Origin of the sequence: Streptomyces sp. 184 (genome assembly GCF_045781775.1) — a bacterium.
GTDB lineage: Bacteria > Actinomycetota > Actinomycetes > Streptomycetales > Streptomycetaceae > Streptomyces.
This window is the reverse complement of record NZ_CP123230.1, coordinates 2,431,317-2,457,782: the sequence shown is the minus strand read 5'-3', so window position 1 is coordinate 2,457,782 and position 26,466 is coordinate 2,431,317. Positions and strand designations below refer to the sequence as shown.

General features: G+C 74.3%; 20 protein-coding genes and 1 pseudogene. 9 read left to right on the top strand and 12 right to left on the bottom strand.

All coding sequences use genetic code 11. The features are described from left to right. Positions 1 to 3: 3 nt before the first annotated feature. The 5 genes from QBL21_RS10525 to QBL21_RS10505 all read right to left on the bottom strand — a co-directional run bounded on the left by QBL21_RS10525 (position 4) and on the right by QBL21_RS10505 (position 8,189). Positions 4 to 2,373 (bottom strand): M9 family metallopeptidase, encoded by a 2,370-nt coding sequence (locus tag QBL21_RS10525; RefSeq protein WP_407561828.1) that lies wholly within the window; start codon positions 2,371 to 2,373, stop codon positions 4 to 6. 68 nt (positions 2,374 to 2,441) lie between these two features. Beyond that, a complete protein-coding gene (gene secD, locus QBL21_RS10520) occupies positions 2,442 to 4,694 on the bottom strand; it encodes a protein translocase subunit SecD (RefSeq protein WP_407561827.1) in 2,253 nt (750 codons plus the stop codon). 79 nt (positions 4,695 to 4,773) lie between these two features. Then, complete coding sequence (locus QBL21_RS10515; protein ID WP_407561826.1) at positions 4,774 to 5,211, bottom strand: hypothetical protein; 438 nt, start codon at positions 5,209 to 5,211, stop codon at positions 4,774 to 4,776. Positions 5,212 to 5,453: 242 nt separating this feature from the next. Beyond that, positions 5,454 to 6,590: a helix-turn-helix transcriptional regulator gene (locus tag QBL21_RS10510; RefSeq protein WP_407561825.1), complete on the bottom strand. Its 1,137-nt coding sequence runs from the start codon at positions 6,588 to 6,590 to the stop codon at positions 5,454 to 5,456. A 615-nt stretch (positions 6,591 to 7,205) separates the two neighbouring features. Next, positions 7,206 to 8,189 carry a LacI family DNA-binding transcriptional regulator gene (locus QBL21_RS10505; RefSeq protein WP_407566372.1) on the bottom strand — a complete coding sequence of 328 codons (984 nt, stop codon included), beginning with the start codon at positions 8,187 to 8,189 and terminating at the stop codon, positions 7,206 to 7,208. Between the two features lie 369 nt (positions 8,190 to 8,558). On the opposite strand from QBL21_RS10505, the gene QBL21_RS10500 reads away from it, so the two are divergent. Both QBL21_RS10500 and QBL21_RS10495 read left to right on the top strand, forming a co-directional pair. Beyond that, a complete protein-coding gene (locus QBL21_RS10500) occupies positions 8,559 to 9,392 on the top strand; it encodes an RICIN domain-containing protein (protein WP_407561824.1) in 834 nt (277 codons plus the stop codon). Positions 9,393 to 9,755: 363 nt separating this feature from the next. After that, positions 9,756 to 10,169 (top strand): hypothetical protein, encoded by a 414-nt coding sequence (locus QBL21_RS10495; protein ID WP_407561823.1) that lies wholly within the window; start codon positions 9,756 to 9,758, stop codon positions 10,167 to 10,169. 46 nt (positions 10,170 to 10,215) lie between these two features. Here the strand turns inward: QBL21_RS10495 and QBL21_RS10490 are convergent, their stop codons facing one another. Then, a complete protein-coding gene (locus QBL21_RS10490) occupies positions 10,216 to 12,432 on the bottom strand; it encodes a sulfatase-like hydrolase/transferase (protein ID WP_407561821.1) in 2,217 nt (738 codons plus the stop codon). 289 nt (positions 12,433 to 12,721) lie between these two features. On the opposite strand from QBL21_RS10490, the gene QBL21_RS10485 reads away from it, so the two are divergent. The 3 genes and pseudogenes from QBL21_RS10485 to QBL21_RS10475 form a co-directional block, all read left to right on the top strand. Then, positions 12,722 to 13,366 (top strand): hypothetical protein, encoded by a 645-nt coding sequence (locus QBL21_RS10485; RefSeq protein ID WP_407561820.1) that lies wholly within the window; start codon positions 12,722 to 12,724, stop codon positions 13,364 to 13,366. Positions 13,367 to 13,698: 332 nt separating this feature from the next. Next, positions 13,699 to 14,016, top strand: a complete 318-nt coding sequence (locus QBL21_RS10480; RefSeq protein ID WP_407561819.1) for a hypothetical protein — start codon at positions 13,699 to 13,701, stop codon at positions 14,014 to 14,016. 140 nt (positions 14,017 to 14,156) lie between these two features. Continuing rightward, positions 14,157 to 14,535 (top strand): annotated as a pseudogene (locus QBL21_RS10475) (hypothetical protein); the annotation flags it as partial. A 166-nt stretch (positions 14,536 to 14,701) separates the two neighbouring features. Here the strand turns inward: QBL21_RS10475 and QBL21_RS10470 are convergent. After that, entirely contained in the window at positions 14,702 to 17,452 is a 2,751-nt protein-coding gene (locus QBL21_RS10470) for a protein kinase domain-containing protein (RefSeq protein ID WP_407561818.1), read from the bottom strand. Positions 17,453 to 17,672: 220 nt separating this feature from the next. Between QBL21_RS10470 and QBL21_RS10465 the strand changes: the two genes are divergently transcribed. Genes QBL21_RS10465 through QBL21_RS10450 form a run of 4 tightly spaced genes read left to right on the top strand, consistent with a single transcriptional unit; the run spans position 17,673 to position 22,032 of the window. After that, positions 17,673 to 18,773: a 2-keto-3-deoxygluconate permease gene (locus tag QBL21_RS10465; protein WP_407561817.1), complete on the top strand. Its 1,101-nt coding sequence runs from the start codon at positions 17,673 to 17,675 to the stop codon at positions 18,771 to 18,773. Beyond that, positions 18,770 to 20,074 (top strand): four-carbon acid sugar kinase family protein, encoded by a 1,305-nt coding sequence (locus QBL21_RS10460; protein ID WP_407561816.1) that lies wholly within the window; start codon positions 18,770 to 18,772, stop codon positions 20,072 to 20,074. The genes QBL21_RS10465 and QBL21_RS10460 overlap by 4 nt, the downstream gene beginning before the upstream one ends. Next, positions 20,071 to 21,150, top strand: coding sequence for a 4-hydroxythreonine-4-phosphate dehydrogenase PdxA (gene pdxA, locus QBL21_RS10455; protein WP_407561815.1), 1,080 nt, complete (start codon positions 20,071 to 20,073; stop codon positions 21,148 to 21,150). The genes QBL21_RS10460 and pdxA overlap by 4 nt, the downstream gene beginning before the upstream one ends. Before the next feature lie 9 nt (positions 21,151 to 21,159). Then, positions 21,160 to 22,032: a GntR family transcriptional regulator gene (locus QBL21_RS10450; RefSeq protein ID WP_407561814.1), complete on the top strand. Its 873-nt coding sequence runs from the start codon at positions 21,160 to 21,162 to the stop codon at positions 22,030 to 22,032. Positions 22,033 to 22,048: 16 nt separating this feature from the next. Here QBL21_RS10450 and QBL21_RS10445 read toward each other — a convergent pair whose 3' ends face one another. The 5 genes from QBL21_RS10445 to QBL21_RS10425 all read right to left on the bottom strand — a co-directional run bounded on the left by QBL21_RS10445 (position 22,049) and on the right by QBL21_RS10425 (position 26,416). Then, positions 22,049 to 23,404: a glutamine synthetase gene (locus tag QBL21_RS10445; RefSeq protein WP_407561813.1), complete on the bottom strand. Its 1,356-nt coding sequence runs from the start codon at positions 23,402 to 23,404 to the stop codon at positions 22,049 to 22,051. A gap of 81 nt (positions 23,405 to 23,485) precedes the next feature. Next, positions 23,486 to 23,908 (bottom strand): VOC family protein, encoded by a 423-nt coding sequence (locus QBL21_RS10440; RefSeq protein WP_407566371.1) that lies wholly within the window; start codon positions 23,906 to 23,908, stop codon positions 23,486 to 23,488. Positions 23,909 to 23,977: 69 nt separating this feature from the next. Continuing rightward, positions 23,978 to 24,910 (bottom strand): DUF5996 family protein, encoded by a 933-nt coding sequence (locus QBL21_RS10435; protein WP_407561812.1) that lies wholly within the window; start codon positions 24,908 to 24,910, stop codon positions 23,978 to 23,980. A gap of 19 nt (positions 24,911 to 24,929) precedes the next feature. Then, complete coding sequence (locus tag QBL21_RS10430; protein WP_407561811.1) at positions 24,930 to 25,289, bottom strand: UBP-type zinc finger domain-containing protein; 360 nt, start codon at positions 25,287 to 25,289, stop codon at positions 24,930 to 24,932. A gap of 71 nt (positions 25,290 to 25,360) precedes the next feature. Next, the gene (locus tag QBL21_RS10425) at positions 25,361 to 26,416 is read right to left on the bottom strand and encodes a hypothetical protein (RefSeq protein WP_407561810.1); all 1,056 of its coding nucleotides are present in this window, start codon (positions 26,414 to 26,416) and stop codon (positions 25,361 to 25,363) included. Positions 26,417 to 26,466 lie beyond the last annotated feature (50 nt).

Here is a 26,466-nt window from a genome sequence, read left to right as displayed (position 1 = left end):
CGGTCAGTACTCGGTGGTGAGCGTGGCTCCGCCGAAGTCGGCGGCGGCGGCGAGGCTGATGTAGTGGTAGCCGGCCGCCGGGTTGCCGACCGTCAGCGTCTCGCTGTTGCCCGGTCCCGTCGACCTGCTGGTGTAGCCGCCGGTCGTGGCCCAGGTGCTGCTGTTGTAGTAGAGGTCGGCGTTGCCCGTGCCCCCGCTTGCGGTGATCTTCAGTTGCGCGGTGCCGGCCGGGACGTAGAGGTAGAAGTACGCGTGGCCGCCCGCGGTCGCGGCGATGCCGCTGCGCTTGCAGTTGCGGTCCATCTGGCGGGTGTCGGTGCCGGCGCACTCCGTGATGCCGCCACCGCCGCCGCCTCCGCCGCACTCGCCGGCGGCACACGCGCCGAGCCACGTGTACCAGTCGGCGTCGTGGCGCGAGCCGATGCTGCCGGTCAGATAGCTGCGCGCGGCGCTCCAGTTGCCGCCGCGGTAGTAGCCGAGGACGGTGTCCGTCTCGGAGCGGTGGGACTGGAGCATGTACCGGACGGCCAGGTAGCCCCACCGGTAGACGCGCGTCTGGTCATGGCTGTACGTGGTGTTGAAGAGCGTGCTCAGCGCGTAGGTGCGGCGGCCCGCCTCGGTGATGGCGGCGTCGTAGCGCAGGTTGCGGTACGAGTAGGACACGTACTCCGCGAAGCCCTCGATCCACCAGATCGTCGGGGTGGAGACGTTGGCGGTGAAGTCGCCGTGCATGTTGAAGCGGCCGTCGAGGTAGTGCGTGTACTCGTGGTTGAGGTTCCAGATCTCGAACGCGGGCCGCACCCACTCGGCCTCGTAGGCGATGAACCGGGGCTGGTTGCCGGCGGCCGAGGGGTCCCCTTCCAGGTACATGCCGCCGTTGTTGGTGTCGATGCCGAACATGGCGCCCGCGTAGGTCTGGTAGTCGGTGCTGGAGTCGAACGCCACCACCTCCAGGGTGGTGTTGCGGTCCCCGGCGACCGGGCCGCCGTCGCGCGCGATGCCGTGGAAGTAGGCGTCCTGGCCGGCCAGGCTGCTGCACGACGCGCCGAGCTGCGCGGCGGTCATCTCCTGGGCGCGGATGCGCAGGCTGCCGCTGCACGTGTGGTTGATCGGCAGGACGGCGGCGGCCAGGCGCTCCTGGAGGTTGCAGGTGCCGTAGTAGCCGCAGTTGGCCTTGTCGTAGAAGTCGGCCATCTCGGCGAAGCCGACCCACAGCGGCGCCGTCCTGCCGGTCATGGAACTCCGGCCGAGCAGTCCGGCGCCCTTCGGGCGCACGTCCGGCCGGAGCGCGGAGTGCTGGAGGAACCGGCCCAGTTCGCGGCCGGCGTTGGAGGTGAGATAGCCGCGGTCGGTGCCGAGCAGGCCGGTGTGCGCGGAGGCGAAGTCGTACAGCGTGGTGAGCACGCTGCGGTCGGCGGTGACCGCGCTGACGAACTCCGGCACCTGGTGGCCGCGGAAGAGCACCGTGTAGACGCTGTTGACGGCGTTGAGCATCCACCAGGAGGCGTCGTACGAGCTGTTGTAGCCGTTCAGCAGCCGCTTGACGACGTGCAGGTAGCGGGCGTTCTCCTCGGCGCTGTCGATGAGGGTCACCGCCTCGGCGAGGGTCTCGCCGTTGGCGTCGCTGACGTCGAAGGCGTGGCCGCTCGCGAAGAACGCGTCCAGCCCGGACCGGATCGCGGTCTTCAGGCTCTGCCCGTACGGGCCGACGGCCGACTCGTTGTACCAGTGCACGTAGTAGCCGGCGCGCAGGTAGAGCACCAGTTGCGGCATGCCCGTGCTGCTGTTGCCGGGGTACGCGGACGAGCCGTCGCGCATCGCGTACGCGACGGTCGCCATCTGCGCCTCGCGGAAGGCGTGGTAGGCGTCGCTGCCGGTCAGGCTGAAGAGGGTGTTGACGCAGTCGGTGGTCGAGGCCCTGATCTGCGCGACCAGCGCGCTGCCGGTACGGCCGGTGAAGTCGGCGGTGCTGCACGCGGCGGCGGCCGCGTCGGCGCGGGCCCCGCCCTTCCCGGCGGCCTTCATCGACGGCCGGGCGCGCTGGGCGGAGGTCGCCGGGCCGTCGTAGTCGCGCTTCAGCTCGTCCTTCGACGCGGACAGCGGCGCGCGCTGCCGCGGCTTGAGCGGGTCCTTCCCGACGTGCTCGGGCTCGTCGCCGTCCTGGGTGACGGCCGAGGACTGCGGGGGTGCCTGCGCCTTGCCGGGGTCCTGATCCTGCGCTTGCGACTGCGGCACTGACTGCGCCTGCGCCGCGGGACGTTCGGGTGCCGTGCGGGCCTGCGCCTGTGTGGCGAGCAGCCCGGTACCCAGGCTGAGGGTCACTGCCAGGACGAGGAGTCTTCCTCCCCGCCGTCTCTTCGGTCTCGGTCTCACTTGCCGCCTCCCGGGTGGCGAATTCTTGGCATGAACACGTGCCTGACGATGCAGTACCATGTCACACATCACATGTCGGAGGAAGACGTCGCGTCGGAAGTCGTTGCCCGCCGCTCCTTCCGGGCCTGGAGTTCGATGGCGAGCGGCGTGGCGGTGAAGACCGAGGAGTAGGTGCCCGCGGTGATGCCGATCAGGAGCGCGAGCGCGAAGTCGGTGAGGGCCCCGCCGCCCAGCAGGGCCAGCGCCGCGAGGATGAAGACGGCGCCCATGCCCGTGTTCACGGTGCGCGGCACGGTCTGGAGGATCGCCGTGTTCGCGGCGGCCCGGAACGGCCCGGTGCTGTCGGCGGCGACGAGTTCGCGAACGCGGTCGTACAGCACGACGGAGTCGTTGACGGAGTAGCCGATGACGGTGAGCAGGGCGGCGAGGAAGATGCCGTCGATGGGCTTGCCGAGCCAGGCGAAGACGCCGACGAGGATGACCGCGTCGTGCACGAGCGCCGCGACGGCGGAGGTGGCGTACGTCCAGCGGAAGCGGACGGCGAGGTAGACCAGTTGGGCCGCCAGGGCGACCCCGAGCGCGATGAGCGCGCCGGTGCGCAGCTCCGCGCCGAGGCTGGGCCCGATCATCTCGTCGCGGACCTTCTCCGCGCCGCCGCCCAGTTCGCCGACCGCGGCGGTGACGCCGGCGACCTCGTCGTCGGACATCTCCTGGGTACGGACGGTCAGCTCGCCGTCACCGGAGGTCTGGACGACGGCGCGCGGCAGCCCGGCGTCGGCCAGCGCGGCGCGGGCGCGGTCGGCGTCGACGGGTTCGGTGGTGGCGTACTCGATGAGCCGGCCCCCGGTGAACTCCACGCCGAAGTCCAGCCCGCGGAGCACGATGCCGCTGCCGGCCAGCAGCAGGGCGACGCCGGAGACCGCGAGCCAGCGGCGCGAATGCCGCATCAGCCCGGGGTTGCGCCGGACCAGCCAGGCCCGTACCCGGCCGTGGCCCGCGATCCCGGACCGGCCGGGGCGCGTACGCAGAGCGCGGCGCCCGGCGACGGACTCGGCGAGCACCCGCGTGACGACCAGTGCGGAGAACATCGACGCGAGCACGCCGACGGCGAGCGTGACGCCGAAGCCGCGCACGGGCCCCGAGGCCAGGAAGAACAGCAGGCCGGCGGCGATGAGCGTGGTGACGTTGGAGTCGGCGATGGCGCTGAACGCCTTGCGGAACCCGCCGGCCAGCGCGGTGCGCACGCTGGGCCGCCGGCGGGCCGCGTACTCCTCCCGCGCCCGCTCGAAGACCAGCACGTTCGCGTCCACCGCCATCCCGATGGCCAGCACGAAGCCGGCCAGACCCGGCAGGGTGAGGGTCGCGCCGAGGGCGGCGAGCGCGGCGTACGAGACAAGCGCGTAGCAGGCGAGGGCGACGGTGGCCATCAAGCCCAGCAGCCGGTAGACGGCGACGATGAACAGCGAGGTCAGGGCGGCGCCGATGAGCGCGGCCCGGGCGCTGGCGGAGATGGCCTCGGCGCCGAGCGTCGGGCCCACGGTGCGCTGCTCGACCGTCTCCAGCGGTACGGGCAGGGCGCCGCCGTTGACGAGCAGCGCCAGCTCGCGCGCCTCGTCGCGGCCGAAGTCGCCGGTGATCTGCGTGGATCCGCCGGTGATGCCGGTCCCGCAGCCGACGCCGGGGTCGACCTGCGGCGAGGAGATGACCTTCCCGTCCAGGACGATGGCGACGCGCCGCGCCGGATCGCCGGGGGACGCGCACGCGGCCTCCCCGGTCAGATCGGCCCACTGCCCGCCGCCCGCGCCGTCGAAGCCGACGGTGACGAACCAGCCGCGGGCCTGCTGGGCGTCGAAGAGCGCCTCGGCGTCGGCGACGTCGGCGCCGGTGAGCGCGGCGGGCCCGAGCCGCAGCGGCTGCCCGTCCTCGTCGCGCAGCACGCGTTCGCCCCGCTCCTTCTTCGCCTGGTCCGCGACGCCGAGCACGGGGTGGAAGGTGAGCTGGGCGGTACGGCCGAGGAGGTCGGCGGCCTCGCGGGGGTCCTGGACACCGGGCAGCTCCACGATGATCCGCTTGTCGCCGGAGCGGGTCAGGGTGGGCTCGGTGACGCCGAGCGAGTCGATGCGGTTGCGGAGCACTTCGAGGGTGTGGTCGGTGGTGTCCGCGTCGGCCTTCGCGGCGTCGGAGTCGCGGGCCTCAAGGACGATCTGGGTGCCGCCGCGCAGGTCGAGTCCCAGGTGGACGGGCACGACGACGGCGACGGCGGCGGACAGGGCGAGAACGGCGAGGGCCAGCACGGCCCGCACGCGGGTAGCGCGTGTCACAGGGATTGCTCCAGCCAGGCATGGCGCGGCGGCCCGCGCACGCGGGGGGCCGCGCCGGGTGGATGAGGAAGGGGTGGTGTCAGATGCCTGGAGGCGCGGGCGGAGCCCGCTGCGTACCCGGTGCGGGGCTGAAGCCGTGGAGAGTGCCGCGGTCGGACCGCGCCGGGGCGGGGACCGGGGGCGTACGGGGAAGGTCGTACGGAGGCCGGGGTGCGACCGCGAACGGCACCGTGGGCCGCTCCGCCGGGGTGCCGCGCTGGCCGTGCTGCGGCGCGGCGTGGTCCTCGGGCCCGTCGCCCTGGCCGCCGGCGAGGTGCCGGTCCGCGCCCGGTGCGGCGTCGCCGGCCGCGTCGGCGGCGGCACCGTACGACGACAGCCCGCCGTACACCGCCCCGCCGCCCTGCCCGGCCCCGGCCCCGAGCACACCGGCGACGGCGAGCACGACGGCGACGACAACGCCCCGCCAGCCGGCACCGCCGCGGGCCCCGCGGCCGACCGCGTGCGCGGACCTGCTCATGCGCGGTCTCCCAGGTCGCCGGGCGGATGCCCGCACGGGGGCGGGCACATACGAGGAGGCCAGGCTATCCACCCCCACCCCGCAAGGACACCCGGCCCCGTCACCCGCCCCCGGGCCGGGGCGCCGGGCCGACGGCGCGTTCGCCGCTGCGGCACTGCGGGCGCTGCTGGATGACGAGGGCGAGGACCGGCAGGGCGCCCTGGGCGACGTTCTACCAGGAGGTGTTGATGCTCGACTCTCGGCTAGAAGGCGTAGGGGTCCGCGGTAGCTTCACGCTCCAGGTGCTCAAGCCCGTCCCGCAGGCTGCTGGGAACGCTGGGGTCCGCCTTCGCCTTGCCGGCCGTACGGGACAGCAGTTGCCGGCTGACGACTCCCGCCATCTCCGGCACCACCTGTGCCAGGTACTCGACCTCTTCCGTCGATTCACGCCACGCCTTGAGGTGCACCAGGCAGTCAAGCAGCCAGACCGCCGCGATGTTGCGGTAGCCGACGTGTACGGAGTCGGGCTCCAAGGCACGCCGCAGCACGGGCACAGCCTCACGCCACCGGTCGGTAGCCCACAGCGTTCGGGCCTCCTGGCGGTCCAGCTCGCGGTCTGTCACCCACCAGGACCATGGGGGGTCGCCGGACGATCCGCCGTCGCTGAGCAGTACGCGCGCTCGGGCTAGCGATCGCTTCGCCTCCGACGTGTTGCCGGTCAAGGCGAGCCCCTGTGCCTCTCGTCCGCGGAACATCGCTTCCACCCGGGGCGCGAGCTGACCACGGGCGAGCACGGAGCGGGCGATGGCGAGTTCTATACCTGGACTCCCCGTGTGTCCCGCGACAAGTGCAATGTTCTGAAGGGTGATCAGCTCAATGGACCGGTCGCCGCTCAACTGCGCCAGCAGCAGGGCCTCTTGGCTGTACCGGCGGGCCGCCTCGTATCTCGCCGCTCCGTACAGTGCCCATCCGGCGATTTCTGCCAGCTCAGCAGCAGCGGCCTGCACGTCGCGCCCGTGGTCACCCGTGCCCAACTGCCGGTGAACGCGCTTGAACGCCAGCGCTGCCGTGTCCGCAATGGGAAGCCCGTGCCGTTCGTTGTCCAGCTCGACCAGGCGGGCAGACAGCTCGCGAATCGACGTGGCGTAGTCGTCCGTCGTTTCGTCTGTCTGGAGCGGGGGCGTCGTCAGGTCATCCACGCTGACTCCGAACACCTCAGCGATCACCGGCAGCCACTCGCGCGGTGAACGGCGCCCACACTCGTACCTGTTGATCTCCCGGTGGGTGACCGGCTCGGAGTCCCGGATACCCGCAACCCGCAACATCTCGCGTGCGACCCGGGCCTGCGTCCAACCGCGCTGAAGGCGCAGCCGCTTCATGTTGCCGCCGCCGACGCTCATGTTCTCGAGTCTGGCCTACTTCCGGGCCGAGTACTGGCCTACCCCGGGCGTCTGGCCTGCCGCCCAAGATCACGGCAGCGTAGTGAACCCGACACGGAGGGTATGGGAGGTGCCGAGTGCGACGAGTGTTTCCAGAGCTTCCCGCCGCCGACGACCGGTCGCCCCTCCGGTACCCGCCGTGTCGGTGCGGCAACCCCATCTGTCCGGAGGTACGACGTATGTCCAGCGGCAACAGCAAGCACACGGTAGGCGCAGCACTCGGCCGGCAGGAGCGCACCTCCGAAAGGATCGGAGCCGAGACCCCCGAGGAGCGGCAGCAGGCGGTGAGCATCCCCTTGACATGAAGGCCGACAGGGAGGGCCGGGTCTGGGGCGAGTCGTCCGATCGGAAGTGAGCGGGCCGTGTTCGAAGGGGAGCCGTACGCGGTCCGGTCGGACATCGCACCGGTACCCGGCTGCACGGCGTGCTTGCAGATCGGCGCCGTGGATGTTTACGTAACCATTGGCAATGTGATGCTCGCGCCGCCGCCACAGGGGCGTCAAGCGCAAGGAGGCGGCTTTCCGGCGGGCATCAGCGGATGAACGGGGACATCCCGGGCAGGAGACCCGGGATCCGTCAGGCGGGCGGAGGTGCCGTGCTGGCCCGCACCACGAGCGTGGGCTCCACGGCCAGGCGCCTCGGGCCGCCGCCGCGGCGCTCTATCTGCTCCAGCAGCAGGGTCACGCAGTGCCGGCCCACCACGTCGAAGTCCTGGTGCACCGTGGTCAGCGGCGGCTGGAAGTACGGGGCTTCGGGTACGTCGTCGAAGCCCGCGACGCTGATCTCGTCCGGCACGGACCGCCCCGCCTCGTGCATGGCGCGCAGGACACCCAGCGCCATCTGGTCGTTCGCCGCGAACACCGCCGTGGCGTCGGGAATCTGCACCAGGGTCCGGCCGGCCAGGTAGCCGGACTCGGCGGTCCAGTCCCCCCACAGGGTCGGACGCACCGGGGCGCCGGCCGTGACGAGCGCCCGCTCCCACGCCTCGGCCCGCCGCCGGGCGGCGAAGGAGTCGGGCGGGCCGCTGACGTGGTAGACGCTGCGGTGGCCCAGCTCCAGCAGGTGGTTGACCACGCTCCGGGTGCCGCGGGCCTGGGCGAAGTCGACGTTCGCGTACTCGTGCCCGGTGTCGCCGTCGGCGACGACCACCGGCATCGTGGGCGGCAGGTGCAGCGACGGGGTGTCGAGCACGCGCGACTCGACCAGCACGATGCCGTCTACGGACTGGAGCATCAGGTGCTGGAACGCCTGCCGCACCGCGGCTTCGGTCTGCGCCCTGATGCCCATGAAGTTGACCGAGAAGCCCGCCTCCCGCGCGGCGTCGGCGATGGCGCCGAGCGTACGGGCGTTGCCGTGCGCGCCCACGTCGAAGCTGACCACGCCGATCGCCCCGAACTTGCCCGTGACCAGCGCACGCGCCGCCGCGTTGGGGCGGTACCCCAGCTCCTGCATCGAGGCCAGCACCTTCGCGCGGGTCGTCTCGTCGACGTTGTCGTGGTTGTTGGCCACGCGCGAGACGGTCTGCGAGGACACCCCGGCATGCGCGGCGACCTCCGCCATGGAGGGCCACGTGCGGGGCGGGCGCGAGCGTGGCGTCCTCGTCACCTTGTCCGCCACCTTCGACCGTTCCTTCCCCGAAGCGTCGGGGACGCGCCCGCGCCGCGTCCCCACCACCGTGAATGTTGACGCAAACAAGGTTCGCGGTCAAAACCCGCGACGGCCGCCGTCCGGATCCTTGACATGTCCGCGCCCCGCCGCAAACTTCCGGCTGCATCGTGTTTACGAAAACATTTTGTGATCATGGTGCTCACCACGGCCTTACGACCGACCCCCCACCAGGCCATTCACCGCTCCGGACGCCCGGCGCGGTCCCCCGCGCTGCCCGCGCAGCGCGCCCTGGTCCGACGCAACCCCACGAGGTATCGCGCCATGCGACGCACACTCTCCGGAACGGCGGCAGTCCTCTGCGCCGTCCTCCTGTCCCTGCTCCCCGGCGTGGGCACCGCGCACGCCGCCCCCGTGACCATCGGCAACGCCACCCAGTTCACCGATCCGGCCGGCGCTCCCGTACACGCCCACGGCGGCGGTGTGGTCAAGGTCGGCGCGTACTACTACTGGTTCGGCGAGAACGGGAACGCCGACAACACCTTCCGCTACGTCTCCGCCTACCGCTCCACCGACCTGAAGACCTGGGAGTTCCGCAACCACGTCCTGACCGGGGAGTCCGACCCGGAGCTGGACTGGGCCAACGTCGAGCGCCCCAAGGTCGTGTACAACAAGGCCACCGGGCAGTTCGTCATGTGGATGCACAAGGAGAGCGGCTCCGGGGGCATGGCCGGCCCCTGGGAGACGCTGACCGCGCGCCACAGCGGCAAGTGCGCCGACGTGGCGAACTTCGACATGTCCGAGGACGTGCAACTGGTCCAGTGGGGCTGCGGCAGCGGCGTGAACCAGCACTTCTGGTTCACGGACGCGGGTTCCGGCTACGTCCAGATCATGGCCCGGCACAGCGGCAAGTGCCTCGCCGTCGCCGGGGCTTCGACCGCGGACGGCGCGCTGGCCGTGCAGAAGACCTGCAACGGCTCGTCCTCGCAGCAGTGGAAGGCCGAGGCGACCGACGTCTCCGGCCACGTCCGGCTCGTCGCCCGGCACAGCGGCAAGTGCCTGGACGTCATCAACCAGTCGACGGCCGACGGCACGGCACTGGCGCAGTGGACCTGCAACGCGGGCGACAACCAGAAGTGGGCACGCTCGCGCGCCTGACCGCCTCCCCCGGAAGCCGGCACGGGGCGGTCGGGGTCTACCGGCCGACGACCGGGGCCGACCAGTCCTGGACCGTGCCCGGTACGGACTCCTGACCGGCTCCGGCCCTCCGGCCCGGCTCTGCCCGGGCCGGAGGGCCCGGGCCGTGTTCACGCAACCAGCGCTCGCGCGCACGTCGAGGTGCGGGCGGACCGCGTGGCCCTCCTTTCCGGCACGCCCGCGACTCGACCGGCGAGCGCCAGGCGACATGTTCACGCTCCCACCGCATCCGTGCGGGGACCCGGGCAGCACACCGCCCGGGCCCCCGCCCCCGGCCGCTCCGGCGCGCCCACCCCTCTCCCCTCCCCCAAGGAGCCCCCCGGCGTGGTCCCGTTCCCGGATCTGGACCGGGCGGTCGAAGGCGCCGACGTGGTGGTGGCGCTGACCTCGTCCGCCCGGGCGGTGGTCGAGCCGCGGCACCTCGCCGCCGGCGGCACGGTGCTCGGCCTCGGCGGCGGCGCGGAGATCTCCGCCGGCGTACTGACCGTCGCCGACCGGTTCTTCGTCGACGACCCCGGCTACGCGGGCGTCACCGGCTCGGTGGCCGCCTGGCTCGCCGACGGCCTGCCGTCGGACACCCTCCACACCCGCCTGACCGGCGGCCTTCCGGCGGTGGCCGCGGGCATGCTCCCGGGGCGCACCGCGCCGTCCCAGCGCATCCTGGCGGTGGTCCAGGGCCTGGCGGCCCGCGACGTGGCCCTGGCCACCCTGGCCCTGAACCGCCTGGACATCCGCTGACACCCGCCCGGGACGGACGCGCGCGCACCTGTCGGGCCCGCCCGGGTCAGACCCGTACGTGCGCCGCCGCCCAGGAGGTGTGGTCGTACGAGGTGGAGCCGTTGGCGTCCTGCACCACCAGCCGGAGCAGGCGGACGCCGGTGACGTCCACGTCCACCTCCCGCGGCCCGGTGGCGGCGGTGAGGGTGCCGCTGTCGTAGAGCCTGCGGCCGTCGCCCCACACCTGCGCGACCGTCGCGCCGTTCGCGCTCTGGGCGGCGGAGAAGTCGTCGATGCCGACGACCGCGGTCAGCCGGGTCGCGGCGGCGCCGAGGTGGTAGACGATCTCGGAGTGGGCGTGCACGCCCAGCCCCTTGGCGTAGGTCACGCCGCCGAAGCTGATCGGGGTGCCGTCGCCCGCCGGCTGCCGTCCGTTGCTGCGGTCCAGCTCCACAGGACCCCAGCCGTTGCGGGCGGACACCCACTGAAGGTCGCTGAGGAAGCTGTCGCGGCGCGGCGCGGGCGGCGGCACGGCCACGGCCCTAGACGCGGGGTAGCGCAGGGTGCCGCGGTCGTACCGCGCCGTGCCCTCGGCGCGCAGCAGGCGGGCGCCGGCGGCGGTGTCGCCGCGCGCCGGGACGACCTCGACCACGGTCCGCAGGACGGCCCCGGGACGGAGCAGGGCGGTGCGGGCCGGCGCGGCGGGGCGCAGCCGCCAGCCGGCGGGGACGTCCAGCCGGATCCGGGCGTCGGTCCAGACGCGGTCGGAGCCGTTGGCGAGGGTCGCGGTGACGGTGAACGGCTCGCCGGGGTAGGCGAGTTCGGGTGCCTCGATACGGGTTCCGAAGCGCTCGCGGTCGTAGCGGTCGGCCCAGGACGACCGCAGCAGGCCGGTCAGCTCGGCCACCACGCCCGGGTGCGCGGCGGCGACGTCCCTGGTCTCCCCCGGGTCGGCGGCCAGGTCGTACAGCTCGACCTCCCACTCGGCGTCGGGCACGTCCCGGTCCCGGCCGGGCGCGAACCGTACCGCCTTCCAGTCGCGGCGGCGCACGGACTCGGCGAGCCGGAGGATCCGGCCGCCGTCCACCGCGTTGGCGCGCTTGGTGGCACCCGGGTCGTTGCGGTACCAGTACAGGTGGCGGTGGCCCGGGCCCGCCGCGGGGCGGGCGGTCAGCAGGGACCCGGCGGAGAGGCCGTCGATGTCGCGCGGCGCCGGGGCTCCGGCCACCTCGGCGAGGGTCGGCAGCAGGTCGGTCAGCGGCGTCGGCCGGTCGCTGACGCCGGGCCGGACGGTGCCCGGGCGCCAGGCGATCAGGGGGACGCGTACGCCGCCCTCGTAGAGGTTGCGCTTGTAGCCGCGCAGCGGCCCGTTCTCGTCGAAGAGGTCGGGGTCGACGCCGCCCTCCTCGTGCGGCCCGTTGTCGCTGGAGAACAGCAGCAGGGTGTCGCGGTGCACGTCGAGCCGGCGCAGCGCGTCCACGACCGCGCCCACCAGCGAGTCCAGCCGGGTGATCTGGGCCGCGTGGCCCTTGTCCGCGTCGCTCCACGGGCGGTCGGCGTACTCGCCGAGGTCCGGGATGTCGCTGGGGGCGTGGGGCACGTTGGGGTTGAGCATGAGGAGGAAGGGCCCGCCGGCGTGCGCGTCGAGGAAGGAGACGGCGCGCCCCTGGAGGAGGTCGATGACGAAGGCGCCGCGGGCGCCGTCGGCGTTCTCGGGGATCCGCTCCTTCGCGCCGTTGTGCCAGAGGTACTGCGGGTAGTACTGGTGGGCGTGCCCGTGCGTGATGTAGCCGTAGAAGTCGGTGAACCCCCGGGCCTGCGGATGGCTCGGCTGGTCCGCCTCCTCGGGCCCGAATCCCCACTTGCCGATGCACGCCGTGCGGTAGCCGCGGGCCCGCAGCACCTCGGCGAAGGTCGTGTCGTCCTCGGTGAGCGACCCCTGCGGGCCGCCGAACGGGTTCTCCCGTACCCGCCCGTGCCCCGCGTGCAGCCCGGTCAGCGCCGCGCAGCGGGACGGGGCGCACACGGCCGCCGCCGAGTACGCCTGGGTGAACCGCAGCCCCTCGGCGGCCAGCCGATCGAGCCGGGGGGTGCTGACGAGCCGCTGCCCGTACGCGCCGATGCCGCCGAACCCGAGGTCGTCGGCGAGGATCACCACGACGTTCGGCCGCCGGCCGCCGCCCGCCGCCGCGGGGCTCCGGCCGGCGGCGCGGGCGGTCCCGGGCGGCAGCACGGCGAGGCCGAGCGCGGCGGACCCGGTCAGGAAATGACGACGGCTGGACACGGCGGGGCTCCTTCACCAGGACACACGCCGCCCACCGGCCGGTGGGCGACTCCCCTGTGATCGTGCGTGGTCACGCGGGGTCCAGGCCATGCACGGCTTGTGACGTGACCGTGAAATCCCCCTCCCGGCCGGAACATCCGGCGGCCGAGTGCGTGACGGCCCGTCAGCCGTGGTGACGCGGGCGGAGCGGTCGCGGGCCGGGCGAAGGCTGGGCGGGCGGCGGGCGCGGGGTTCCGCGGCGGGCGCGGCGGCGGTTCCCTGGGGAGGTACGCGACGCGGAGGTGGGGCGATGGACGTCAACGGCACGGGGGCACTGGTCGTGGCCGTCGTCGCCGTGATCGGGACACTGTCGTCCGCCCTGCTCACCGAGCGGGCGGCCGAGCGCAGCCGGATCCGGGAGCAGGAGCGGATCGAGCAGGCGCGGGCGTGGGCCGAGGAGGCCGGGGTGCGGCGCGCCTGCTGCGTCGCGCTGAACGCCGCCTCCCGGCAGTATCTGGCCGCCCTCACCGACCAGTTGTACGCCCTGCTGCGCTCGGAGGACCCGAGCGCGGCCCGGCAGCGCCTGACCGAGGCCAGGGACGTGCACCGGGGCGTGTACGCCGAGGCGCAGTTGCTGCTGCCCGACCCCGTACTCGCCCAGGCCGGCGAGGTCACGCACGCGCTCGGCACCTGCTACGGCCGGCTCCGGCGCCTGGACGACGGCGTACCCCGCCGGGCGACTCGCTCGACGCCGCCCGGGGCGAGGTCGACGCGATGTGGGACCAACTGCGGGAGCTGCGGCGCGGGATGCGGGCGGACCTGGCAGGTCCGGGCACACCGGCCCGGCCGGGCCCGGCCGCCCTTCGCGCTCCGCGCCGCCCGTACCGGCGCGGCGCCGAGGATCGGCGATCGGGCGTCGCCGTGCCCGACGCGTCGCCATCATGGAGTCCGGTAGGGCCTTTGGGGCGGGTGGCGCACGGGACGCGAGGAGTGCCGGTGAGCGGAGCGGAAGGGGAGAGCGCGGGCGCGCGGGCGGTACGGGCCCGGGCCGAGGAGGCGATCGGGCGGGCGAGGGGCCACGCCGGCGGCGGGGGAGAGGAGAGCGGATGACTCCGGGCGAGGACGGCGGGGAGAGGGTGCTCGGCCTCGTCGACGCGCACCTCGACAGCATCCGCGCCGAGCTGACAGCCGAGGAGTACGTGCGGCACCGGCACTGACCCCCGCGGCCCCGGCACCGGCACCCCCACCGCCTCCGGCATCGCCGCCGCCGAGCGCCGGCTCCTGCGGGTGCCCGCGCTCTCCGCCGCGGAGGCCCGCGTCCGCTCGGGCGGTACGGCGCCACCGCCCGAGCTGATCCGCCTTACGCACCCCGAACGCGGCGAGCGCTACCCGGCGTTCCAGTTCGCGCCCGGCGGCGGAGCACCGTACGCGGTCGTCCTGGAGGTCAACCGGGTGCTGCTCGCCGACGCGGACCCGTGGGGAGCCGCCGACTGGTGGCTGACCGCCAACGCCTGGCTGGGCGACGACACACCCGCGGCGGCGCGGGGCAAGCGGCCGGACCGTGAACTGGTGGACGTGGCAGTCGCGTTGGTGGAGGGCGACTGATGCGCGACGACGCCGCGGCGCCCTCCGCGTACCGCTTCCGGCCGCACTGGGAGGTCCTGCCCGGCGGTACGCAGCTCTGGCGCAGGCACTCGTCCCGGTTCGCACCGGAGGAGTTCAGGCCGTACGACCCGCAGGACCGCGCCCTGGCAGGCCAGGGCGTCCGGCGGATCTACCACGCGGCCGTGGCCCGGCCCCGGGCCGGCACCAACGACTACGACGTGCTGCCCGCCGACGTCACCCGCGCCGCCTCGCGCGCGATCGCGCTGCTGGCCGAGGAGCACGACCGGTACACGCCGCCGCTGCGCTCGGTGTGCTTCGCGCTGCTCGGGCCGCGGCGGGCTTCCGTACCGGGTGAGCGCGGCGGCGCTGTGGAGCGCCGTCGAGGCGGAACTGGCCCGCGGGGCGCGTTGGGACGTGCACGTCGTCGTACGGGGCCCGGAGGCGGCCCGCGTGGTGGAGCGGATCACGTCCAGGACCCGCCCGGGGCGCGACCGATCGGCGCCCGGCCGGTCCGCTTGACTGGATGGTGCGGGCCGCTCGGACGGCGGCCGGGGGAAGCCTCCCCCGAGCGGCCCGTGCCCCGGGCCCCGTGCCCCGGGCCCCGTGCCCCGGGCCCTTCCGGTCCCGTACGGGAGCCGGGGTTCGGCGAGGTGCGGTTCTTCCGCACGGCGGGCAGCCGCGGGCGCTACGAGCCGGCCGTGGGGGCCTGGTCGCCGGCGGGGTGTTCGCCGGCCTCCGGGGTGGCGGCCAGGTCGGCGAGGAACTCGGACGGGGTCCGGTGGCGGGCGTCGACCTCCTTCGCGGTGAGCTTGCGCAGCACGGCCCGCAGTTCGTCCGACACCGCCAGCCCGTCCACCGGCACGTCCTCGGTCAGGACGCTGTAGAGCAGGGCCAGCGGCTCGACCGCCTCGAACGGGGACTCGCCCGCCAGGCAGGTGTAGAGGATGAGGCCCAGGACGAAGAGGTCGGCCCGGATGTCCGAGTGGTGGCCCAGGGCCTGTTCCGGCGAGATGTACCCCGGCGTGCCGACCACCGCGCCGGTCAGCGTGAGGCTGTCGCCCCGCCCGCCCTCGTACCGGACGATGCCCAGGTCGATGACGACGGCCCCGCGCTCCGGGTGCAGCAGCACGTTCGACGGCTTGAGGTCGAGCCTGGACACCTCCAGCTCCACCGCCTGTTCGAGCACCCGGCCGATGTCCCTGCCCAGCCGCGTGACCTCGTGGGCGCCGAGGGAGCCGCGGTCCCGGAGGACGTCCTCCAGGGACGGCGCCTGGAGCAGCTCCATGACCAGTGCCGGATCGGGCCCGTCGAGGAAGTCCAGGACCCGCACGACGTGCGGACTGCGGAACATCTGCCCCACGCGGGCCTCGCGTTGCAGCCGCGCCCGGATCTCCCCGTCCTCGGCGAGGGAGCGGTTGAGCAGCTTGACGGCGACGGCCTGTCCGGTACGGGTGTCCCGCCCCCGGTACACGGCGCCCATCCCGCCCTGGCCGATGAGTTCGCGCACCTCGTAGCGGTCGGCGAGGACGGTGATGGGCGTGACCGGCTCGGGGCGCGGCCCGGGGCGTGGCTCGGGGCGCGGGCTGGGCGGGCCGGGCGGGCCGGCGGGCCCCGGAGGGCGGATCCGGTACGAGCCGGTGGTCCCGCCGTTCGCGGCTGCCCCGGCCGCCGTCACCGGCGGACCGCCGGGGCGGGGTGCCGCGGCCGGTGCGGGCGGCAGCGCCGGTGCGGGCGGCAGCGGCGCCGCGGGCGCGGCGGCCACGCCCGGCACGGTCGTGGGCTCGTTCGTGCCGTGCGCCTCGGCCACGCCGGTGTCGAACAGTCCGGGCGACCAGGACAGGCCCATACGCAGCTCCGCCCGCTCCGACTCGCTGCGCCGCGCGAAGTCGTCGAGCTGGCGCCGGAGTTGCGTGGTGAGCGCGTAGTAGCTGGGCTGCGCCTCGGCGGGGTTGCCGACCACGGTCATGTCCGGCCGGCCCGCCTCGCTCACGACCTCCAGCACGCTGAAGCGCGTCAGATGGCGCAGCAGGCGCTCGGCGGTGTGGCCGTCCATCCGCAGCAGCGGGTCGATCCCGGGCTCGCTCCCGCCGCCGCCGAAGATGTCCGCGGCGGTGAAGGAGCGGCCCCTGCTGCGCAGCGCCCAGTCCACGACGTGGTAGCCGCCGAGCCGCCAGCGGTCCTCGTCCAGGGGTACGGAGGTCAGGCCCGCGGGTCTGCCGTCGGAGACGGCGGCGGCCACGAGCAGTTCCAGCTCGCTGTAGAACTTGATCCGCTCCCAGTCCTCGGCGGGGACGCGGAGGCACGGCGCACCGTCCTCCCACACGACCTGGGCGTTGAACTCCTGGAGGAGCCGCCGGGTCAGTCCGCGCGCCTTGTAGCTGAGGTAGCGGACGAACTCGGCCCGCCGCCAGGGGTTCAGGCCGCCCTCGACGGTGTCCGGCCGGGCCGCCGCCGGAGCCCCGGTACCGGTCCCGGCGCCCGGGTCCGGTGAGGTGAGGGCCCGTACGAGCCGCTCGGGCGCCTCCCACAGGCAGGGGACGTACATCCGCCAGGCGAAGACGCTGTCGTAGACGCCGTTGCCCCGCTCGGCGTCGCGGATCGCCCGCTCGTGCAGGTCGATCCCGGCGACGAGGACGAAGTGGGCGCCCCGCGCGGTCAGCACGTTCTTGAGCCGGGCGAGCAGCGTCTCCAGATCCGCGAGCGCCTCCTCGCGGTTGTCGGTGAGCCGGTCGATCTCGTCGAGGACCACGACGGGATGGACGCGGAGCCGCGCCGAGCGCCCGCGGCGGCGCAGCGGCCGGCGGCGCGGCCGGGCCGCCCGCCCTTCCCCTCCGGAGAGCAGCCGGATGATGCGCAGCAGGTCGTACTCGACGTCGGTCTCGGAGTAGGCGAGGAAGGCCGCCTCGGTGGCCTGGGCCTGGACCCGCTGGCGGCTCAGGCCGAGCGAGGGCGACAGCGCGGCCAGCGCGCCGCGCCGCATGCCCGCGCCGAGGGTGACACCGCGCTCCGTGCTCTCGGAGTGGGTCTGCGTGTACGACAGCGACGTGCGCATGTACGCGAGGAGGAGCTTGTCCTGCACGTCGGGCGGCAGGCGCGGCAGCAGCTCCCGGTCGTCCAGGGTCTCGACGATCCGCCGCACGATGGCGAAGAGCAGCTCGTCCGCCGTCATGGCACGGGCGACCGTCAGATGAACCGCGAGCAGTTCCTCGTCACCGCGCCACCTTCCGGCGGCGGCGGTGAGCGCCCGGCCCACCAGGGTGGACTTGCCGACCCCGCGGAACCCGGTGACGAGGAAGGCGCCGCCGTGCGAGTAGCGCAGGCGCTCGTCGAGGGCGCCGATCAGCTCCTCGTGACCGAGCGTGGGCAACGCGCCGTCGCCGGCGGGTAACGGCTCGTGGATGTACCGGAATCCCCGGTGCAGTTGCACGTCCAGCACCGCATGCCCCCACTTCGTCCCTTTGCTCCCAGTCTCCTCCGTCGGGCACGGTGGATGTCGCGGTTAACCGGTCCGTCACCGAATCGAGGCAGAACCCGCACTTCAGCGGAGATCACAGAGGCGTCTTCCCCTTCCCGGCCGGGTGTGGCATCTTGTACGTACAACAGATGCGTACAAGTGCGGCGTTCGCGCCGTGACTGATGCCGACGAGGAGGTTGGCGTGAGCGGTCCAGAGAAGTCCAGGGTCCCCCTGTTCGCCACCATGCAGCGCATACCCGGCGGACTGATGCTGATCCCGCTGATCCTCGGCGCGGTCTTCGGCACCTTCGCACCGGGGGCCCTGGGGATCGGCAGCTTCACCACCGCGCTGTTCCAGGACAGCGCGCTGCCCCTCATCGCCCTGCTGATCTTCGCGACGGGCACCCAGGTCTCCATCCGCACCGGCGGCCCGATCCTCGCCCACGCGGGCGTCGTGCTGCTGATGAAGAGCCTGATCCCGGCCACGCTGGTGGTGCTGCTCGGGCTCGGCGTCGGCCTCGACGGCCTCCTCGGCGTCTCGCTGCTCGCCCTGCTCGCCTCGATGGACAACAGCAACGGCGGCCTGTGGCTCGCCTTCTCCGGGCAGTACGGCGACGAGCGGGACAGGGGCGCGTACGTCGCCAGCGCCATCAACGACGGGCCCTTCCTGACGCTGCTCTTCCTCGGCGCCTCCGGCCTCGGCGACATCCCGTTCCTCGCCCTGCTCGGCGCGATCGTCCCGTTCCTTCTGGGCGTGCTGGTGGGCAACATCGACGCCGAGTGGCGCAAGGTCGTCCAGCCGGTGCCGAACATCGTCATCCCGTTCTTCGCGTTCTCCCTCGGCACCGGCATCGACCTCGGCGACATCGTCACCGGCGGCGTGACCGGCCTGCTCCTGGGCCTGGTCATCGCGCCGTTCACGGGCTTCCTGGTCTACGTCGGCTACCGCTACATGCTGCGGCGCGGCCCCATGTCCGGCATGGGCTTCGCCGCCGGCACCACCGCGGGCAACGCCATCGCCACCCCGGCCGTCGTGGCCGCCGCCGACCCCCGCTTCGAGGAGTACGTCGGCACCGCCACGGCGCAGGTCGCGGCGTCGGCCCTGGTCACGGCGATCGTCGCGCCGCTGCTTGCCGCGTACGCGCTGAAGCGGGCGGGAGCCCTGCGCCAGGCGGGCACCGCGGACGAGCCCGGGCCCGCGGACGACGCGGCGGACGGGCCCGCGGGCGAGCCCGCGACCAAGCCGGCGGACGAGCCGGCGGGCGGTGCCGCGGGCCGCCCCGAGCAGGAGCAGCGCGCATGACGTACGAGGTGGCGATCGTCGCCGACGACCTCACCGGCGCCGGCGACACCGCCGTCCAGTTCGCCCGGGCCGGCTGGCCCACCCTGCTGCGGCTGGGCGGCGACGGGCCCGGGGCGGCCGGCGGGAGCGGCGGGGACGCCCGCGTGGTGGCGGTCACCACGGACTCCCGTGCCCGACCGGACGCCCAGGCGGCGGCCCTGGTGCGGCACGCGACGACCGGGCTGCTGCGCCACGGCGCCGGCCACCTCTTCAAGAAGGTGGACTCCACGCTGCGCGGGCCGGTCCGCGCCGAGATCGACGCCATGCTGGACGTGCTCCCCGCCGGTACGGTCGCGCTCGTGTGCCCCGCCTTCCCGGCCGTGGGCCGCACCGTCGTGGACGGCGTCCTGCTGGTCGACGGCCGCCCGGTCGACGAGACCGCGGTGGGCCGGGACCCGGTGACGCCCGTGGCGGAGGGCCATCTGCCGACGCTGCTCGACGCCCCGCTCGTACGCCTCGACCCGCAGGGGACGCCGGCCGCCTGGGCCGCGGAGGTCCGCGCGGCGGACAGCCGGGTCGTCGTCCTCGACGCCGCCCGCGACGAGGACCTGGACCGGATCGCCCGCACGGTCGCGCACCTCGGCCAGCGGGCACTCGCCGTCGGCTCCGCCGGGCTGGCGGGCCCGCTGGCCGCGGGGTGGCGACCGCGGCGGGCACAGACACCGGACCCCCGCCCGGCCCCGGCGCGGCACCCGGGCGCCACGCCGGTCGGCGACCCGGTGACCGGCGACCCCGTGGCCGGCGGCCCGGCGGGCACCGCCCTCGTGGTGGTGACGAGCCTGCACGACGCCTCCCGCGCGCAGGCCGGGGCGCTCGCCGCCCACTCCGCCGAGCGCCTGCGGCCCACCGGGCGGGACCTCACCGACGACGGCGCGTGGGCCGGGTTCCTCGACCGGGTACGGACGGCGGCGGCGGGCCGGCCGCACACGCTGCTGCTGACCACCCCGGACCGGACCACCGCCGCCGTCGACCCCGGACTCGTCGCCAGCCGTCTCGCGGAGGCCGCCGCGCAGGCGGTGGCCGCCGGCACCGTCGCCGGCCTGGTCGCCACCGGGGGCGACGGCGCCCGCGCGGTGCTGGAACGCCTCGGCGGAACGGGCATCAGGCTGTACGAAACCGTCGAGCCGGGCGTGCCGCTGGGCATCGTCGTCGGCGGCTCGGCGGCCGGGCTGCCCGTGGCCACCAAGGCCGGGGGCTTCGGCAGCCCCGACGTACTGATCAAGGCCGCGGAAGCGGTACGAACGCAAAGGAGTCACCGGTGAACGACCCGCAGGTGCCCACGCTCGCCCTCACCCTGGGCGACGTGGCCGGAATCGGACCGGAGATCACGGCCCGCACCCTGCTGCACCACGACGAGCTGCGCGGCGTCTGCCGCCCCGTCGTGATCGGGGACGCCGACGCCGTCCGCCGGGCCGTCGAGCTGGTCGGCGCGGACCCCGCCGCGGTGCGCGTCGTCGACTCGCCCCGCGACGCCGCGAACGAACCGGGGACCATCGACCTCGTACAGGACGGGCCGTCCCTGGGCGCGGTGCCCTACGGCGAACTCAGCGCGGCGGCCGGCGACGGCTCCGCCCGCTTCGTCATGCGCGCCTGCGCGCTGGCCCGCGACGGACTCGTCGACGGCATCGTCACCGCACCGCTGAACAAGGCCGCCATGCACGCCGGCGGCCACCTGTGGCCCGGGCACACCGAGCTACTGGCGCACGAGTTCGGCGTCGAGAACTTCAGCCTGGTGCTCTCCGCGGGCGAGCTGTTCTTCTTCCACCTCACCACCCACGTGTCCCTCACCGAGGCCATCGCCGGGGTCACCCCGGCACGTACGGACAACGTCCTGCGCCTGGTGGGTTCGTTCGCCCGGGCCCTCGGCCGCCCCGGGGAGCCGATCGGCGTCGCCGGGCTCAACCCGCACGCGGGCGAGAACCGCCTCTTCGGCGACGAGGACGCCGACGTGCTGGCTCCGGCGGTCGAGCGGGCGAAGGCCGCGGGGGTCAACGCGGTCGGACCGCTGCCCGCCGACGCGCTCATCCCCGCCGCCGTCAGGGGTGCGTGGAAGTTCGTCGTCGTCTGCTACCACGACCAGGGGCACGCCCCCTTCAAGGCGGTCTACGGCGACGACGGCGTGAACATCACCGTCGGCCTGCCCGTCGTCCGGGTCTCCGTCGACCACGGCACCGCGTTCGACATCGCGGGCAAGGGCGTCGCCCGGGAGGCGAGCCTGGTGCTGGCCACCCGCCGGGCCGCCGAACTGGCGCCGGGCTGGCGGCAGGTGTGGCAGACCGCCCGGGCGGGCGAGCCGGCCGCCGCGGCCGGCGCGGAGCGGCCGGACACGGTCTCGTAGGATCCCGCAATGGCAGTCGACAGAAGTGACCCGCGGCCCCTGCACCAGCAGGTCGCCCACTCCCTGCGCAAGCAGATCCTGGGCCACGACCTGCCGCCGGGGGCGCCGCTGCCGAGCGAGGCCGAGCTGTGCGCGGCGTTCGGCGTCGGGCGCAGCGTCGTACGCCAGGCGGTGGCGGGACTCGCCGCCGACGGCCTGGTCATCCGCCGCCAGGGCCGGCCGACGGTGGTGGCGTCGCCCGCCGAGTACCGGCGGCTGGTCCAGCGGGCGACCGGCCTGTCCGACCAGTTCGCCGTCGCCGGGCAGGAGCTGCACACCGTCGTCCGCACCCTGCGCCCCGGCTCCCCGCCACCGCGCGCCCAGGCGTTCCTGCACACGGCCGACGCGCTGCGCCTCGAACGCCTCCGCCTCGTCGGCGGCGACCCGCTGGCGTACGTACGCACCTGGCTGCCCGCCGCGAAGGTCCCCGGGCTGCGCGCCGAGGATTTGACCGACGCGTCGCTGCACCGGCTGCTCACCCGGAACTACGGACTGCGGCCGGTCAGCGGCCGGCGGCAGGTCCGCGCGGTCGCCGCCGACGACATGCTCGCGGAGGCCCTGCGCACCGAGCCGGGCGGGCCGCTGCTGATGCTCGAAGGCGAGACCACCGACCAGCACGGGCAGGCGCTGGAGTGGTTCACCACCTGGCACCGCGCCGACCGCGTGGTCTTCGACATCGACGTCTCCGAAACGGCGGAAACGGTGAGCCTGAGCGCCCTGGACACCACGCCCGACGCGCCGCCCCCCGCCCCGGAAACGCCCGCCGCCGCCCCGCCGTTGACACCGGCCGCCCTGGCCCGCGCCCGCGCCCTGGCCGAAGAGCTGCACCGGCTCCTCGGCTGACCCTCCCGCGGGCCGGTCAGTACCGCCGGCGGGTGGCTTCGACGGTCTCGGTCCGGGAGCGGCCGGCGAAGAGCCGGTGCTCGCCTTCGCGTACGGCCAGCAGCGCGTCGAAGAGGTGGTCCCCCATCGCCTTGCGCAGCACCACCGAGTCCCTGAGGTGCCGGATCGCGGCGTCCAGGCCGGCCGGCAGCCGGTCGATGCCGAGGCGGTCCAGCTCGGCGGGGTCGGCGCGGGCCGGGTCGTCGGCGAACTGCTCCGGCAGGTGCACGGCGTCCTCGTGCCCCGCCAGGCCCGCGGCGATGACGGAGCCCACCAGCAGGTACGGGTTGGCCGCCTGGTCGAAGCACTTCAGCTCGGCGTTCGCACGCTGCGCCGCCTCGCCCGCGGGCCCGGTGACGAAGCGCAGCGCCGCCTCCCGGTTCTCCCGGCCCCAGCAGCGGTAGGCGCCGGCCCACGCGGACGGCGCCAGCCGCAGATAGCTGGCCGGGCTGGGGCAGCCGACGGCGGTCAGGGCGGGCAGGGACCGCAGCACACCGCCGAGGAACGCCTCGCCCTCGCGCGTCATGCCGCACGGCCCCGTACCGCCGTGCATCAGGTTCTCCTCGCCGCGCCACAGGCTCAGATGCACATGCCCGCCGTTGCCGATTCCGGCGGGCTCCGGCACCGGGGCGAAGGAGGCCCGCAGGCCGTGGGCGCGGGAGACGGTGCGCACCGTGTGCCGGACCAGGACGGCGGTGTCGGCGGCGCCGAGCGGGTCCTCGGGGGCGGTCGAGACCTCGAACTGGCCCGGTTCGTACTCCGGGTGGATCTGGAGGACCTCGACCCCCTGCGCGGTGAGCGCGTCCACGATGTCGAGGAGGTACGACCCGGAGTCCGCGAGCCGGGACAGCCCGTACGCCGGGCCGCCGCCCAGGCCGCCGGGGCCGGTGCTCCACTCCGTCTCGAACCCCATCCGCAGGCCCAGCCCCAGGCCGGCCGCGGCCTGCACCATGCGGTTGACGAAGGACCGGTGGCACCCCGGGTACGGTTCGCCGTCCTGGCCGTACCGGTCGGCCGGCGCCCACGCCCAGCCGGGCTGCGCGGCCAGCGGGGTGAGCCGGTCCAGGTCCGGCAGCAGGAGGAGGTCGCCGACCGGGCCGCCGTGGCCGTCGGCGCGGACGATCGAGTCGTCCACCAGGAAGGTGTCGAACACCGGGGACATTCCCACGCCGTGGACCGCGAGCCGGGGCAGGCGGGCGAGCGGCACGGCCTTGACCCGGCCGATGCCCGCGTTGTCGACCCAGCTCAGCGCGATGACGCGCACTCCCGCCTCGGACATGCCGGCCATCGCCCGGTCCGCCGATGCCGCTCTGTCCGCCGTGCCCGCAGTCATGCCGCCATGATCGGCGGGGCGGGCCGTCGATCCTCCCGCCACTCCACGGCCGCGGCGGCGACCACCCGATCGATACCTCGTTCAGCCGGGGAGGTCCTCCGGGCGCTTGCGCGCGAGCCTGCCTTCGAGCAGACCGGTGGCCTGCCCCACCTCGATCAGGTAGCCGTCGGGGTCGCGCAGGTAGCAGCGCTTCTCCGGCCCGCGGTCGAGGGGCGGGGTGACGAAGTCGGCCCCCTTGGCGCTCCACTCCCGGTAGACGGCGTCGATGTCGGCGACGCGGAGGTTCATGAAGCTGGAGACGGTGTCGCCGGGCTCGTAGTCCACCACGGAGATGTCCGGCTTGTCGGGGGTCGGGCCGCCGCCCGGATTCATGATCACCCACGAGTTGGCGAGCTTGACGATGCAGGGGTTCTCCTCCAGGACGACCTGTCCGCCCAGGACCTCGCTGTAGAAGGCCCGGGAGCGGGCGACGCGTCGGACGGTCAGGAAGAGCGTGACGAGCATCCCGGTGTCGGGGGCGGGCAGGTTCTCCAGGTCGATGGCCGGCTGCTGCTCTGGCACGGGCTCCTCCTGTCAGCGCGGGGCGGCCCGGCGGGCGGGGTCGTCCTCCAGGGCGGCGCGGTCCCAGTCGCCGTGGACGGCCGCCGCCTCGTACGTGGACGTCAGGAAGTCCAGCAGCAGGGCGTCCGGGTCCGCGGCGGTACGCACCGTCTCGTACGGCAGGAGGAACTGGCTCCACTCGGTGGAGTAGCCGCCGACCGGGACGGGATGGTCGCGGAAGCCCGGCGGCTCCGGATAGGCGTAGGCGTAGAACATGCCCTCGCCGTCGCCGCCCGGCCAGAAGCCGGCGCTGCTCAGCTCGTGGGAGTAGCCCTCGGTCATGACCCAGTCCGCGCAGTTGGGGGCGCCGCCGGAGTGGGTGGGCGCGGTGCGTCCGGAGAAGCGGGTGACGGCCAGATCCATGGCGCCCCAGAAGAAGTGCACGGGGCTGGCCTTGCCGATGAAGTGCGAGCGGAACTCGCTCAGCACCCGCGAAGCCTGCACCAACTGGCCCCAGAAGGCGTGCGCCTGCGCCGGGTCGTACGAGGCGTGGGTGCGGTCCTCGGCGAACGGGATCGACTCCTCCACCTCGACCGGGCGGGCCAGGATGCTCACGTCGATCCCGGCCCGCCTCAGGGCGGCCATCGTCTCGCGGTAGAAGTCGGCGACCGGCTTCGCCTCCAGCGCGACCGTCTCCACGGCGCCCGCCGTGGTACGCAGCACCAGCCGGTGGTCGACGAAGTCGAACTCCATGTCGAACGTGCGCCGGCCCGGGATGGCGGACGTCGTCAGGCCGCGGGCGGAGACGTAGAACGGCACCTGCCACCAGTGGTTGACCATGGGCGCCAGCGCCAGCCGGACCTTGCCGACGATCTGGGTCCACATGTGCAGGGTCTCGCGGGTGTCCGGCCAGTCCCGGACGCGCAGCGCCGGCCACGGGTCGGCGGCGGGAAGCACACTCGTCATCGACAACTCCCTGGCGCTCTCACTTGAGGTGCCGCTGCCAGTCCGGCGGGACCTTCCCCGCGGGGCCCGGCGTCGGCTGGGCGGAGGGGTGCTCGGTCGGCGGGCTCATCGCCGGCCCGTCCAGGAACTGCTGCGTGTCCGCGTTCCAGAACCAGTCCTCGCCGGGCTCGAAGCTGGTCAGCACCGGATGGCCGCTCTCCCGCGCGTGCCCGCTCGCGTGCTGCGCCGGCGAGGAGTCGCAGCAGCCGATGTGCCCGCAGGCGGCGCAGCGCCGCAGATGGAACCACCACCCCGGTGCCTCCCCGGCCAGGCACTCGGCGCAGCCGTCGCCGCCGGGGGTGGAGGTGGGGTCGATGCCAGGTATGTGATCGGCGTCCATGGCTCCATGCTGCGCGGCGCGGGCCGGATGAGCCTGCCGGTACGGCCGTTCGGGTGCTGCCGGGCGGGCGGCTACGGGGCGGCCGGGGGCCGGGCTTCGGCGTCGACCCGGGCGCGCAGCGCGGTGGTGGAGGGGGAGTCGGGAGAGACGACGTCCAGCAGGGCGTGGGCGCGGTGGCGCAGCTCGGTCAGGAACCGGTCGCAGGGGCGCAGCACCTCCGGGGACCGGAGCAGCTCGGTCAGCTCGCGGTGGTGCGGCTCCGAGACGGCGGCCCGGCTGAACAGCAGCCGCGCCCGCTCCCGCGCGGCCCGGTCGGTCCGGTGCAGAAGCTGCGCGAGGCGGTACGTGGCGGTCCCGTTGCGCAGGTCCGCGCCGGCGCCGTCGCGCAGGTCCTCCTGGTCGTTGCGGAGCTGCGCCAGGATCCCCAGGACCTCGCCGAACTCGCCCCACGCCGCGACCCTGTCCGCCTCCGGGCCGGGCCCGGCCGACCCGGCACCGTAGGCCAGCCGGGCGGTCAGGAGGCAGGCCATGGCGTAGACCGCGCCGCTCTTCTTCCGGTAGACCTCGCGGACCTCGTCGGGTCCCACCTTCTCCGGTTCGTTGAGGAGGTCGCCGAGCTGCCCGTCGGTGGCGGCGGTCCAACTGTCGAGGTAGTCGGCGGTCAGGACCCGGCGCAGCGGCTCGGGTGCGGGCAGGGTGGCGAGCACGCGCAGCGGCAGCCCGTAGCCGCACTCCAGGGCGGCGGTCAGCGCGACGCCCCGGTCCATCCCGTACGTCCGCGGGCCGGCGTCACCGTCGGCCACGTCGTCGAACGCGTTGGCCGCCCGCCACCACAGCGCGTGCACCGCCGCGACCGGCACGGCGGGCTCGGTGCTGCCGCGGATCGCCGCGTGGACGAGGAGGGGCAGGGCGAACTCCTGGGGGTCGCGCCGGCCGCGGGCGACGAGCGTCGTCAGCGAGGCGTGCAGTATCGGGTGCCGGTCGCCGTAGCAGCGGTCGACGAGTTCACCGAGGTACTGCCGGACGCGCGGGAAAGCCTCCCGGATGTGCCTCTCCGGGACGCCCTGGTCGTCGTTGTCGTCGTGATCGTCGTGGTGGGAGTCACCAGAGGGCGGCAGGTGGGACAACCGGGGCTCCAAGAGTCGGGGGCCGGCGGAGCCGACGAGCCGGATTGCCC

Excerpts from the sequence above, each read along its gene's own strand:
- QBL21_RS10515 (WP_407561826.1), bottom strand. The coding sequence starts at position 5,211 with ATGAGCAGGTCCGCGCACGCGGTCGGCCGCGGGGCCCGCGGCGGTGCC.
- QBL21_RS10510 (WP_407561825.1), bottom strand. The coding sequence starts at position 6,590 with ATGAGCGTCGGCGGCGGCAACATGAAGCGGCTGCGCCTTCAGCGCGGT.
- QBL21_RS10505 (WP_407566372.1), bottom strand. The coding sequence starts at position 8,189 with ATGGCGGAGGTCGCCGCGCATGCCGGGGTGTCCTCGCAGACCGTCTCG.
- QBL21_RS10500 (WP_407561824.1), top strand. The coding sequence starts at position 8,559 with ATGCGACGCACACTCTCCGGAACGGCGGCAGTCCTCTGCGCCGTCCTC.
- QBL21_RS10485 (WP_407561820.1), top strand. The coding sequence starts at position 12,722 with ATGGACGTCAACGGCACGGGGGCACTGGTCGTGGCCGTCGTCGCCGTG.
- QBL21_RS10460 (WP_407561816.1), top strand. The coding sequence starts at position 18,770 with ATGACGTACGAGGTGGCGATCGTCGCCGACGACCTCACCGGCGCCGGC.
- QBL21_RS10450 (WP_407561814.1), top strand. The coding sequence starts at position 21,160 with ATGGCAGTCGACAGAAGTGACCCGCGGCCCCTGCACCAGCAGGTCGCC.
- QBL21_RS10445 (WP_407561813.1), bottom strand. The coding sequence starts at position 23,404 with ATGACTGCGGGCACGGCGGACAGAGCGGCATCGGCGGACCGGGCGATG.
- QBL21_RS10440 (WP_407566371.1), bottom strand. The coding sequence starts at position 23,908 with ATGCTCGTCACGCTCTTCCTGACCGTCCGACGCGTCGCCCGCTCCCGG.
- QBL21_RS10435 (WP_407561812.1), bottom strand. The coding sequence starts at position 24,910 with ATGACGAGTGTGCTTCCCGCCGCCGACCCGTGGCCGGCGCTGCGCGTC.
- QBL21_RS10430 (WP_407561811.1), bottom strand. The coding sequence starts at position 25,289 with ATGGACGCCGATCACATACCTGGCATCGACCCCACCTCCACCCCCGGC.